The organism is Caldisericia bacterium, from assembly GCA_021158845.1.
GTDB lineage: Bacteria > Caldisericota > Caldisericia > B22-G15 > B22-G15 > B22-G15.
On record JAGGSY010000027.1, the window covers coordinates 1 to 11,587 of the forward strand.

At 36.0% G+C, this 11,587-nt stretch carries 14 protein-coding genes; 12 read left to right on the forward strand and 2 right to left on the reverse strand.

What is annotated here, in order from left to right; translation table 11 throughout:
- Positions 1 to 591, reverse strand: a 591-nt coding sequence (locus J7J33_01025; protein ID MCD6167876.1) for a DUF1624 domain-containing protein, incomplete at its 3' end; no start/stop codon positions are given.
- Positions 592 to 870: 279 nt separating this feature from the next.
- On the opposite strand from J7J33_01025, the gene rpsB reads away from it, so the two are divergent.
- The 12 genes from rpsB to J7J33_01085 are packed head-to-tail and all read left to right on the forward strand — an operon-like array spanning position 871 to position 10,675.
- Positions 871 to 1,710, forward strand: coding sequence for a 30S ribosomal protein S2 (rpsB, locus tag J7J33_01030; protein MCD6167877.1), 840 nt, complete (start codon positions 871 to 873; stop codon positions 1,708 to 1,710).
- Complete coding sequence (gene tsf, locus J7J33_01035; protein MCD6167878.1) at positions 1,700 to 2,296, forward strand: translation elongation factor Ts; 597 nt, start codon at positions 1,700 to 1,702, stop codon at positions 2,294 to 2,296. Before rpsB ends, tsf begins: the two co-directional genes overlap by 11 nt.
- Positions 2,297 to 2,299: 3 nt before the next feature.
- Complete coding sequence (locus tag J7J33_01040; protein MCD6167879.1) at positions 2,300 to 3,007, forward strand: UMP kinase; 708 nt, start codon at positions 2,300 to 2,302, stop codon at positions 3,005 to 3,007.
- A 2-nt stretch (positions 3,008 to 3,009) separates the two neighbouring features.
- Positions 3,010 to 3,561 carry a ribosome recycling factor gene (frr, locus tag J7J33_01045; GenBank protein MCD6167880.1) on the forward strand — a complete coding sequence of 184 codons (552 nt, stop codon included), beginning with the start codon at positions 3,010 to 3,012 and terminating at the stop codon, positions 3,559 to 3,561.
- Between the two features lie 3 nt (positions 3,562 to 3,564).
- Positions 3,565 to 3,747 (forward strand): 4Fe-4S binding protein, encoded by a 183-nt coding sequence (locus J7J33_01050; GenBank protein ID MCD6167881.1) that lies wholly within the window; start codon positions 3,565 to 3,567, stop codon positions 3,745 to 3,747.
- Positions 3,748 to 3,772: 25 nt separating this feature from the next.
- Positions 3,773 to 4,423 carry a di-trans,poly-cis-decaprenylcistransferase gene (gene uppS, locus J7J33_01055; GenBank protein MCD6167882.1) on the forward strand — a complete coding sequence of 217 codons (651 nt, stop codon included), beginning with the start codon at positions 3,773 to 3,775 and terminating at the stop codon, positions 4,421 to 4,423.
- Positions 4,389 to 5,162 (forward strand): phosphatidate cytidylyltransferase, encoded by a 774-nt coding sequence (locus tag J7J33_01060; GenBank protein ID MCD6167883.1) that lies wholly within the window; start codon positions 4,389 to 4,391, stop codon positions 5,160 to 5,162. The genes uppS and J7J33_01060 overlap by 35 nt, the downstream gene beginning before the upstream one ends.
- Positions 5,159 to 6,298, forward strand: a complete 1,140-nt coding sequence (locus tag J7J33_01065) for a 1-deoxy-D-xylulose-5-phosphate reductoisomerase (protein MCD6167884.1) — start codon at positions 5,159 to 5,161, stop codon at positions 6,296 to 6,298. Before J7J33_01060 ends, J7J33_01065 begins: the two co-directional genes overlap by 4 nt.
- On the forward strand, positions 6,289 to 7,296 hold the full coding sequence (gene rseP / locus J7J33_01070; GenBank protein MCD6167885.1) for an RIP metalloprotease RseP: 1,008 nt from the start codon (positions 6,289 to 6,291) through the stop codon (positions 7,294 to 7,296). Before J7J33_01065 ends, rseP begins: the two co-directional genes overlap by 10 nt.
- Positions 7,293 to 8,342, forward strand: coding sequence for a flavodoxin-dependent (E)-4-hydroxy-3-methylbut-2-enyl-diphosphate synthase (gene ispG, locus J7J33_01075; protein MCD6167886.1), 1,050 nt, complete (start codon positions 7,293 to 7,295; stop codon positions 8,340 to 8,342). Before rseP ends, ispG begins: the two co-directional genes overlap by 4 nt.
- The gene (locus J7J33_01080) at positions 8,329 to 10,026 is read left to right on the forward strand and encodes a proline--tRNA ligase (GenBank protein MCD6167887.1); all 1,698 of its coding nucleotides are present in this window, start codon (positions 8,329 to 8,331) and stop codon (positions 10,024 to 10,026) included. The genes ispG and J7J33_01080 overlap by 14 nt, the downstream gene beginning before the upstream one ends.
- The gene (locus J7J33_01085; GenBank protein MCD6167888.1) at positions 10,016 to 10,675 is read left to right on the forward strand and encodes a glycosyltransferase family 2 protein; all 660 of its coding nucleotides are present in this window, start codon (positions 10,016 to 10,018) and stop codon (positions 10,673 to 10,675) included. The genes J7J33_01080 and J7J33_01085 overlap by 11 nt, the downstream gene beginning before the upstream one ends.
- Here the strand turns inward: J7J33_01085 and ptsP are convergent.
- The coding region (ptsP, locus tag J7J33_01090) for a phosphoenolpyruvate--protein phosphotransferase (GenBank protein ID MCD6167889.1) at positions 10,672 to 11,587 on the reverse strand (916 nt) is incomplete at its 5' end. The two genes, J7J33_01085 and ptsP, sit on opposite strands and share 4 nt — an antisense overlap.

Consider the following 11,587-nt stretch of genomic DNA (forward strand, 5'->3'; position numbering starts at 1 on the left):
TTGAGAAAATACTTCAATTCCTACAAATGAAGCAGCAAAAACAAGGATAAAAGACCATGAAAGTGTAGCAAAGGGACTACCCATATCAAATTTAGAAACATAGGCACTTAACCCAAGAGTATCTATGGAGATTTGATAGAATATCAGTAAAATAAGAGAAGTAACTATACTGTATAATGGGGGTAAAAACATGATTGGCAGACTAAACAAGCCAACTGCACCAAGCATCTGTAATATTCCCCAATCAAAGGATCTTTTAACTAATAAAATTCCCACAAATCCAAAAAGAAATAAAATTACATAGCGTTTTACAAAATGAAAGAGGGTTTTCTTTAATCCAAAACGAGAAAGTCTCGCATTTAGAGAAATGCGATATGCCATACCCATGGCAAATAGAAACATTGGAGCTACCAAGTCAGGGAATTGATAGCCATTCCATGGAGAGTGTTTTAACCAGTTTGGCACATTGCTATAGGAAGATAGGGAATTAACAAGTATCATTAAAAACAGAGCAAGCCCACGGAAATGATCAAGAGATGATAATCGTTTTCTCTTTTTCTTTCTTGTTATAAGTTGATTGTTGTTTTCCATGCCTTTTCCTTCATAAACTTCATTTTTAAAACCCATTTTTAATTATTATATAATAATTATCCTATTGATACGCCTTAATAACTTCTAATCATTTTCATTAAATTTATTTATGCTTCTTAGATCTATTCATATCTCTCTTAACAAAATTTGACCTAACCCTGTTTTTATGGTATAAAGAGATGGAAACCACACGTCCTGGATTTTCTTCATGGTGCTTCCAAATGTGGAAGTCTGAAGAAAAGATGAAGGGACGGAGGAAAAACCTAAAGGAGGTAAAAGATGCAGGTAACCATGAAACAACTCCTTGAAGTAGGAGCACATTTTGGTCATCAAACCAAGAGATGGAATCCCAAGATGAAGAAGTACATATTTATGGAGAGAAATGGGATTCACATATTTGATTTAAGATATACCCTTGAAGCAATTGAAAGGGCATGTGAGTATGTCTCCAATATTGTAAGAGAAGGTGAAATAATTATCTTTGTTGGAACAAAGAAACAGGCTCAGGATATCGTAAAAGAAGAGGCAGAGAGATGTGGCATGTACTATGTTAATCAGAGATGGGTTGGTGGACTTCTCACAAACTTTTCTGAAATTAGAAAAAGGATAGATAGACTTGAGGAGCTAATAAGAATGGATGAGAGAGGAGATATAGATAAGCTTCCACTTAAAGAGGCAAAGAAATTAAGGAGGGAGAAGAGAAAACTCTTAAGATTCTTTGGAGGTTTGAGAGGAATACCAAAAATACCAAGAGCAATATTTGTAACAGATACAAAGAAGGACAGAAATGCAATACTTGAGGCAAGGAAAAAGGGTGTTACAGTTATAGCGATGGTTGATACAAACTGCGATCCTGACGATGCAGATATTCCAATCCCTTCCAACGATGATGCAATAAGAGCTATAAGGCTTATAACAGGCGCCATTGCAGATGCAGTGATAGAGGGAAGAGAGGGAAAGATTATAGAAGAGGAAAAGAAACCCGAGGAGAAGGTAGAAGAGATGTTCCTTACAAGTGAAGAAGAGATAAAGGAATTCATGGAGGAGGGGAAAGAAGAGGGTGAAGCATCTGAAGAAGACAATAAAGAAGAGATAAAGGAGGAGAAGAATGAAGATTAGTATGGATCTAATTAAAGAATTAAGGGAAAAAACAGGAGCAGGAGTTTCCCATTGCAAGGAAGCTCTTGTGGAAACCGGTGGAGATATAGAGAAAGCTATTGAGTATTTGAGGAAGAAGGGACTCGCAAGGGCAGAAAAGAAGATGGGTAGAGTGGCAAAGGAAGGAATTGTCCACTCATATATCCATCTTGGGGGAAAGATCGGAGTCATGATAGAACTTAACTGCGAAACAGATTTTGTTGCAAGGACAGATGATTTTAAGAAACTGGCAAATGAACTATGTCTTCAAATTGCCTTTGATGCACCAGAATATATAAGTAGAGAGGATGTTCCAAAGGAGGTTATTGAAAAGGAGAAGGAGATAATTAGAGAGCAACTTAAAGAGATGAATAAACCACCTCACATAATTGAGAAGATAATAGAGGGGAAACTCAATGATTTTTATTCAAAACACTGTCTACTTGAACTTCCCTATATAAGGGATGAAAAGATAAAAGTTCAGGATCTTATAAAGGAGTACATCTCAAAACTTGGAGAAAACATAGTTGTGAAAAGATTTGTGAGATTTCAAATTGGAGAAGAATAATCTATGTCGTATAAGAGGATACTCCTTAAAATATCTGGAGAATCACTTTTAGGAGAAAAGAAGTTTGGCGTAGATTTAAAGTTTCTTGAATACATTGGAAAGCAGATAAAGAGAATTAAAGAAAGAGGAGTTCAGGTTGCAATTGTTGTAGGTGGAGGAAACATATGGAGAGGCAGTGAATGGGAAAAAATGGGTATGGATAGATCAACTGCTGATTACATAGGGATGCTTGCCACTGTAATGAATGCACTGGCACTCCAATCAGTGCTTGAGAAGATGGGGCTTATTGTAAGGGTTCAATCTGCAATAAATATAATGGAGGTCTGCGAACCTTACATAAGAAGAAAAGCTGTAAGACATCTTGAAAAGGGAAGAATTGTGATATTTGCAGCAGGGACAGGAAATCCCTTCTTTACAACAGATACGGCAGCTGCCTTAAGGGCAGCAGAGATTGGAGCAGATGTAATTCTTAAGGCAACAAATGTTGATGGTGTGTATTCAGAGGATCCTCATAAACACAAAGAGGCAAAACTATTAAAAGAGATAACATTTACAGAGTTTCTTGCAAAAAATTTAAGAGCACTTGACCCCACTGCGATCTCCCTATCAAGGGATAGTAAAATTCCAGTTATTGTGTTTAACATTAAAAAACCAGATTCAATTTATAAAGCTGTGTTTGAAAGAGAAGGAACAATTATAAAGGGAGGTTAAAAATGAAGGAGCTTATAAGAGAAACAGAGAGAAGAATGAAGAAGGTGGAGAAAAACCTTCTTGAGGAATTTAGTAAAATAAGGCTTGGCAAGGCAAATCCTGTAATCCTTGAAGAAATCAAGGTTGAATACTATGGCCAGCATGTTCCTTTAAATCAGGTTGCAAGTATAAATGTTGTAAACCCCCAAACTGTCATTGTAGAACCATGGGATAAAAATGTTATTAAGGATGTGGAAAAGGCAATACAACAGGCAAATCTCGGATTGAATCCTCAACTTGAAGGAAACATAATAAAAATCTTCTTCCCACCTCTATCTGAAGAGAGAAGGCAGGAACTTGTGAAACTTGTAAAGAAGCTCACTGAAGAGAGGAGAATATCCATAAGAAATATAAGAAGAGATGCAATAGAGGAGATAAGGAAGGCAGAGAAGGATAAAAAAATCTCTGAAGATGAAAGTCATAGATATCAAGAGGAAATTCAGAAGTTAACAGATAAGTACAATGAAATTTTATCAAAGCACGAGAAGGCAAAGGAAAAGGATATTCTGGGATAAAGGGTGTACATTATAGAAATACTAAAGGGCAAATGTAATAAATGTAGGGAATGCCTGAAGGATTGCCCAGTTGAGGCGATAGTCGAAAGAGAAGATGGGTTTAAGATAAATTTAAATAGGTGTATATACTGCGGAATATGTATAAAAGAGTGTCCGGAGGGAGCAATAGTTGAAAGAGAAGTATAAATTACCAGAACATGTTGCAATAATAATGGATGGAAATGGAAGATGGGCAACAAAGCGTGGCCTCCCAAGGGTTTTTGGCCATAGAGAGGGAGTAAAAGCTGTAAAGAGAACAGTTAAATTTTCGCATGAAATTGGAATAAAAACGCTTTCTCTTTTTTCCTTTTCAACAGAAAACTGGAAAAGGCCAAAGGATGAGGTGATGTTCCTTATGAATCTCTTTAAAGAAACGATAGATAGAGAGTTTGATGAATTGATAGAGAAGGGGGTAAGAATAAAATTTTTATCAAAGAGAGAGGGGATACCAGATTTTGTCCTTGAAAGAATGGATAGAGCAGAAGAACTCTCCAAAGACAACGACAAAATGAATCTTCTTATTGCTCTAAATTATGGTGGAAGATACGATATAGTTCAAGCTGTTAATAGAATCATCAAAGAAAAGAAAAGTAAAATAGATGAGGAGAGTTTCAAGAAGTATCTCCTTACATTTCCATTTTCTGATCCAGATCTTTTGATTAGAACATCAGGGGAGAAGAGAATATCCAACTTTTTCCTGTATCAGCTTGCTTACACAGAGTTATACTTTACAGAAGTGTTGTGGCCTGATTTTGATGAGAAAGAGTTTGAGAAAGCTCTTAAGGAGTATGAAAGGAGGAAGAGAAGATTTGGCGCTATCTGAAACAAAGAAAAGAATTATAGGAGCTTTATATTTTGGTATTCCCTTCCTTGTTTTCCTCTATCTTGGAAAATACTACTTCCTTGTTTTTCTTTTACTTCTATCAACAATATCTCTGTTTGAACTCTTGGATATTTCGGGGATAAAAAATTTTCTTTATTTTCCCTCTCTTCTTATACCATTCTTCATAAGAAAGGAAGTTGCAATAAGTTTCATACTTCTTTATGTATTTATTGTATTCCTGATAGAGAGGAAAGACAAAAATGACATGGAAAAACACATCCTCTATCCCTTTATTTTCATAACCATAACATCCATTCCCCTGTCTTTCTTCTACATGATTAGAGAGGAGAAAGGATTTTTAATATCACTAATAATCCTTCTATCCATATGGATTGATGATATTTCAGCATATTTTTTGGGTAAGAAATTTGGAAAGAGAAGAATTGTCCCAAATATCTCTCCTGGTAAAAGTTATGAGGGACTTGTTGGAAGTTTCATTGTAGTATCCATCTTTCTATTTATTTCCTCTCTTCTGTTCAACCTCTTTCCTCTATACAAATCATTTGTATTTTCCTTAGTTATAGTAATCCTCTCCTTCCTCGGAGATATATTTGAATCCCTTATAAAGAGGAGATTTAATGTAAAGGATTCAGGGAAAATAATCATGGGTCATGGTGGTATAATGGATAGGATTGATAGTCTTATATTTACAATACCTGTGTTGTTTTACCTATTATGAGAAATATATTTATTGTAGGAGCAACTGGATCAATTGGAACTCAAACTATTGATGTCCTGAGGAATCTAAAGGATAAATACAAGCTTGTTGGTGTATCTGCAAGAAAAAATGTGGAGAAACTTATTAAGATCTGGGAGGAGTTTAAACCAGAATACATCTTAATTAGAGATAAAGAAAGATTGAAAATCCTTAATGGAATAAAAGGAGCAAAAATATTACCTTTTGATGAAGGAATCAAAGAGATTATCTCAGATAAAAGAATAGATACAATGTTCTTTTCCTCCGGAGGAGTAAATGATATAGAATGGATTGTTCTATCCATAAGAAATGAAAAGGAAGTATTCATATCAAGTAAGGAATCCTTTGTCGGTGGAGGAGAACTTATAGTAAAGGAATTAAAGAAGAGAAATAAGACTCTCATCCCAATTGATTCAGAACACTCCGCAATATTTCAACTCCTTGAGGGAAAGAAAAGGGAGGAAGTTGAGAGAATAATACTAACTGCATCTGGTGGAGCACTTTTTGGTAAAAGTTTTGAAGAACTAAAGAATGCAAAACCAGAAGATGCATTGAAACACCCAACATGGAAAATGGGAAAGAAGATAACTATAGACTCTGCAACTATGTTCAACAAGGGAATGGAGGTTGTGGAAACGCACCTGTTCTTTGATTTTCCATTTGAAAAAATAGATGCCATAATTCACAGAGAAAGTATAATCCACTCAATGGTTGAAATGATAGATGGAGAAATCTTTGCTCTCCTATCCTATCCAGATATGAGGTATCCAATTGAGTATGCTCTCACATATCCAGAGAGGAGGAGAAATAGGTTCCCTCGTTTCAACTTTCATAAAAATCTCTCATTTTACCCTTTCAACAAAAAGGATTATCCATGTTTTGAAATAATCGTTGAGGCTGGAAAGAAGGGAGGAACAGTCCCTCTTTCCATTGTTTTTGCAGATGAAATACTTGTAAATCTGTTTCTTGAAGAAAAAATAGGTTTTATTGACATACCAAGATTGCTTGAGAAGGTATACAACAACGTGAAAAAAAGAGAGTTATCCATTAAAATTATAGAGGACGTTAAATCTGAAGTAAGAGAAATTATAGAGAGAGAGGTGAAAAATTGTATATAGTACTTGCCATAGTGGCATTATCTTTTATGGCTATAGCTCATGAGTATGGACACTTCCTTGCAGCAAAGAGAAGTGGTATTGCTGTTGAGGAATTCTCACTTGGTTTTGGACCAAAGATATTATCTTACAAAAAGGAGGAGACCCAGTATAGCATAAGACTCATACCCTTCCTCGCCTATGTGAAGATAAAGGGAGAGGAGGGAGAAAGCGAAGATCCAGATAGTTTCTATGCTCAGCCTGTCTCAAAGAGACTCTTTACTATACTTGCAGGTCCTGTTATGAATATAATCATTGCTATCCTTATATTCTTTCTTGTATACTCTGTTTTTGGAGATATATCTCATCTATCAACAAGAATAAAGGATGTAACAAAAGGTTTACCTGCGTATGAGGCAGGTATAAGGAAGGGAGACAAGATTGTTGAGATAAATGGAGTTGAGATTAAATCATGGGAGGATGTGATAAGGGAGATAGGTGGAAGCAATGGGGAGGAGATTACAATTAAAGTTGAAAGAGATGGAAAGATTCTTTCCTTCAATGTGAAACCTGTGAAATCAGAGGATGGAAGGTGGATAATAGGGATTGTGAGTGATTTTGAAAGGGTAAGTATCTTTGAGGCGTTCTGGCTTGCACTTAAAGAGATATGGCGAGTCTTAACCCTTGTAGTTCTATCCTTGAGGATGATAGTGAGGGGAAACATTTCTGGAATTGCTGGTCCTGTTGGTATAGTTAAATTTACAGCAGATGTTGGAAGACAGGCAGGTGGTGTAGCTTTTATTTGGTTCAGTGGGGTAATAAGTCTTGCCCTTGGAATTACAAACCTTCTTCCAATTCCAGCCCTTGATGGTGGAAGACTTATGTTCATTATATACGAGGCAATAACAAAGAGAAGGGTTCCACCTGAAAAGGAAAACCTTGTTCACTTTATAGGTTATGTCATCCTCATAGGTTTGATGTTTGTCATAACCTTCTTTGACATACTAAGATTCTTTAAATGAAAAGGAAAGTTTATGTTGGAGATGTAGTTATAGGGGGAGAGGAGATTATTCTTCAGGGAATGGCAAAAAGTGATACAAATGATGTAGATAAAGTCCTTGAAGAGATAGAGGATATGGTTGAAGAGGGTGCCTCCCTTGTAAGGGTTGCTGTCCCTGATAGAAAAAGCATAGACGCTTTAAGAGAAATAGTTAAAAGAAGTCCTGTTCCGATAATTGCCGATATACATTTTAACCCTGAGCTTGCAATACTCTCAATGGATGCTGGAGTAAAGAAGATAAGACTTAATCCATCAAATATAAGAAACGAAAGAGATATAGAGAGAATTGTAAATAAGGCGAAGGAGATGAAAATTCCCATAAGGGTTGGTGTAAACTCTGGTTCAATTGTGTATGAGGGAAAGAAAGGGAAAGTAAACTCAGATGATCTCATTGAATCTTTAAAAAGGGAGGTTTCTATACTTGAAAAACTTTCTTTTAAAGACATAGTCCTTTCTGCAAAGTCACCAGATGTAATGTTAACCATAGAAACATACAGGAAGATGAAAGAGCTCTTTCCATACCCAATTCATCTTGGAGTTACAGCAACAGGGGGTGGAGAGGAGGGATTGATTAAATCCAGTATAGCCATTGGATATCTTTTAATGGAAGGAATTGGAGATACAATAAGGGTATCCCTCACAGGTTCATCAAGTGATGAGGTTAGAGTGGGGAGACTCATCCTTGAGAATCTTGGATTAAGAAAGAGGGAAAGGGTTGAGATAATTGCCTGTCCAAAGTGTGGAAGATGTAATAAAGATTTTGATAAAATTCTTGAAAGGGTGAGAGAAGAAATTGGAAACTTGAAGATACCAATTAAAGTTGCAGTTATGGGATGTGAAGTTAATGCTCTGGGAGAGGCAGGACAGGCAGACTATGGAATTGCTTTAACAAGAGGAAAGATACTTCTATTTAAAAAGGGAGTGAAGATAAAATTTGTTGATGAGGAGAATGCAGTTGATGAATTAAAAAAACTTATAGAAAGTGAGGTGAAGGATGCTTCTATCTAAAATGTTTGTTCCAACATTGAGAGAAGATCCAAGCGATGCTGAAAGCATAAGTCATAAATTGATGCTTAGAGCTGGACTTATAAGGCAGATTAGTTCTGGAATTTATGTATTCTTACCTCTTGGTTTTAGAGTTTTAAACAAGGTGGTGAATATAGTTAGAGAGGAGATGAACAGAATTGGTGCCCAGGAACTTTTGATGCCAGCACTCCTTCCAAGGGAACCATGGGATGAAACAGGTAGGTGGGATGTTTATGGAGATGAACTCTTCAAATTAAAAGATAGGAAGGGAAGGGACTTCTGTCTTGGTCCAACCCATGAAGAAATAATAACATTGATTGTAAAAAACACGATAAAATCCTATAAGAACCTACCTATACTTTTATACCAGATTCAAACCAAGTTTAGGGATGAGATAAGACCAAGATTTGGAGTTATGAGAAGTAGAGAGTTCCTCATGAAGGATCTTTACTCATTTCATGATTCTTGGGAGTCTCTTTCAGAATCCTATAAAGAGATATTTAACGCATACAAAAGAATATTTGATAGATTCAAATTAAAATATATCCCTGTTGAAGCTGATTCTGGGGCAATAGGTGGGAAGGTTTCCCATGAGTTTGTCGCTGAAAGTGAAATAGGAGAATGTGAATTTGTTGTGTGTGAAAATTGTGGATACGCAGCAAATATAGAGGCAGCAAAGAGTAAACTTGTAAAACCAGAAGATGAAAAGGACGAACCACTTGAACTTGTCCATACACCAGGGATGAAAAAAGTAGAAGAGGTTAGTAGTTTCCTTAAAGTTCCTCCTTATAAACTTCTTAAATCCATACTTTACATCGTTGATGGAGAACCAGTTCTTGCCGTAGTTAGAGGGGATGATGAGATAAATGAGGTTAAACTCAAAAACTATCTTAAGGCTAAAGAGATTAGACTTGCCACAGAAGAGGAGATAGAGAGATATACAGGTGGTCCACTTGGATTTACAGGTCCCATTGGATTTAAAGGAAGAATAATAGCAGACATGAGAGTTGAGGGTGTAAAGGGTGGAGTTTCAGGTTCAAACAAAAAAGATTATCACTATAAGGGTGTCTCCTTTGGAAGGGATTTTGAATCAGATGAAATTGTTGATATAAGGGAGGTGAGAGATGGAGATCCCTGTCCAGTCTGTGGTTCTCCTCTTAAGAAGAAGGTTGGGATTGAATTGGGACATACATTCCAGCTTGGAACAAAATATTCAGAAAGTATGAAGGCATACTTCCAAACAAAGGAGGGAGAACTAAAGCCATTCATAATGGGATGCTATGGAATTGGAATGGCAAGGATAATTGCTGCAACCATTGAGCAGTATCATGACGATAAGGGAATTGTATGGACAAATGAGATTGCACCATACCATGTTATTGTTATTCCATTAAAAGAGGATGAGAAAATCCTTGTGGATTCAAAGAAGATTTATGAGAAACTCCTTGAATCTCATTTTGAAGTCGTTTATGAGGATAGACCCCTTTCGCCTGGAGAGAAGTTTAAAGATGCTGATTTAATTGGTTTTCCCTATAAACTCATATTTGGAAAGGGGTATCTAAAGGATGGTTTAATAGAGGTTAAAAGGAGAAGGGATGGAGAAGTTTTTAAAATAAAGCCTGAAGAGATAGAGGAGTTTCTAAGGAGAGAGATATATGAAAGTTAGCGTTATAATTCCTGCCTTTAATGAGGAGAGAACAATAGGGGGAGTTGTGAAAATTGCAAAAAACAATCCTTTTGTTGATGAAGTAATTGTGGTTAACGATGCATCCACTGATAGAACACCAATTATTGCAAAGAAAAGTGGAGCTAAGGTAATAAATTTTAAAGAGAACAAGGGGAAAGGATGGGCATATTACGAAGGAGTAAAGGCAAGTAAAGGTGATATAATTGTTTTCCTGGATGGAGACCTAATTGGTCTTAAACAGAATCATATTACAGAACTTATAAGACCTATAATTGAGGGGGAAGTTGTAACCACATGCGGAATCTTTGAGAAGGGAAGATTCTTAACAGATTTCTCACATAAAATAACTCCCTTCCTTTCAGGTCAAAGGGCACTAAAGAGAGAGGTGTGGGAAAATTTCTCCTATGATCCAAATGTAAAATATGGATTTGAAATTGTATTAACAGAGTATTTCTGGAGTAACAGGATAAAGGTAAAATATGTTATCCTTGAGGGGGTTACCCAACTGATGAAGGAAGAGAAAGTGGGCAAACAAAAGGGGAGAAGATGGAGATTCAAAATGTATAGGGATATTGCAAAGTCAGTCATAAAAATAGCAGTAAAAAAGATAACAGGCGACGAAGACTAATAATTTAGATTCATTATCGTAAACTTGGCTTTCGGAATTTTTTGAGGTGTCATACTTAACTCATCAATTCCCAGTTTTATGAGTTCAGGGATTGCTTTTGTATCCCCTGCCATTTCTCCACATACACCTGTCCATTTACCATATTTGTGTGAGGCATCTATAGTCATCTTGATAAGATTCAAAATAGCATCACTTAAGGGTCTGTAAAGATAGGAAACATTCTCATTTGTCCTATCAGCAGCAAATGTATATTGAATTAGATCGTTTGTTCCTATGCTAAAGAAATCAACATACTTTATAAGTTCATCAGCCATTAAAGCTGCAGATGGTATTTCAATCATTATTCCCACTTCTATATTTTCCTTAAATTCTTTACCCTCTTTCTTTAATTCTTTCTTAACTTCCTCAAGTATATTATTTGCCTCCACAATCTCATCTTTTACAGCAATCATGGGATACATTATCTTCACATTCCCAAAAACTCCTGCCCTTAATATAGCCTTAAGTTGAGTTTTAAATAAATCCTTTCTTTTGAGACACAGCCTTATTGCCCTTACACCAAGAAAAGGATTTAACTCTTTCTCCAAATTAAGATACGGAATCTGTTTATCTCCCCCTATATCAAGTGTCCTTATAATAACAGGTTTGTCTTTAAACTTCTCAATAACAGACTTATAGGCTTTAAATTGTTCCTCTTCAGATGGAGGTTCTCTTCTATCTAAAAAAAGGAACTCTGTTCTAAACAAACCTATCCCCTCTGCTCCACTCTTTATAGCCATGTCTGCCTCTTCTGGTCTTCCTATGTTCGCAGATATCTCTATCCTTTTTCCCGTCTTTGTAAAAATGGGCAAGAATTTTATTTTATCTAATAGCTTTTCTTCTTTTTCAATCTCCTCTTTCCTTTTTCTATAC

Coding starts and splice junctions, on each gene's coding strand:
- tsf (MCD6167878.1), top strand. CDS start 1,700: ATGAAGATTAGTATGGATCTAATTAAAGAATTAAGGGAAAAAACAGGA.
- ispG (MCD6167886.1), top strand. CDS start 7,293: ATGAAAAGGAAAGTTTATGTTGGAGATGTAGTTATAGGGGGAGAGGAG.
- J7J33_01065 (MCD6167884.1), top strand. CDS start 5,159: ATGAGAAATATATTTATTGTAGGAGCAACTGGATCAATTGGAACTCAA.
- frr (MCD6167880.1), top strand. CDS start 3,010: ATGAAGGAGCTTATAAGAGAAACAGAGAGAAGAATGAAGAAGGTGGAG.
- rpsB (MCD6167877.1), top strand. CDS start 871: ATGCAGGTAACCATGAAACAACTCCTTGAAGTAGGAGCACATTTTGGT.
- J7J33_01040 (MCD6167879.1), top strand. CDS start 2,300: ATGTCGTATAAGAGGATACTCCTTAAAATATCTGGAGAATCACTTTTA.
- J7J33_01085 (MCD6167888.1), top strand. CDS start 10,016: ATGAAAGTTAGCGTTATAATTCCTGCCTTTAATGAGGAGAGAACAATA.
- J7J33_01060 (MCD6167883.1), top strand. CDS start 4,389: ATGAAAGGAGGAAGAGAAGATTTGGCGCTATCTGAAACAAAGAAAAGA.
- J7J33_01080 (MCD6167887.1), top strand. CDS start 8,329: ATGCTTCTATCTAAAATGTTTGTTCCAACATTGAGAGAAGATCCAAGC.
- uppS (MCD6167882.1), top strand. CDS start 3,773: ATGGATGGAAATGGAAGATGGGCAACAAAGCGTGGCCTCCCAAGGGTT.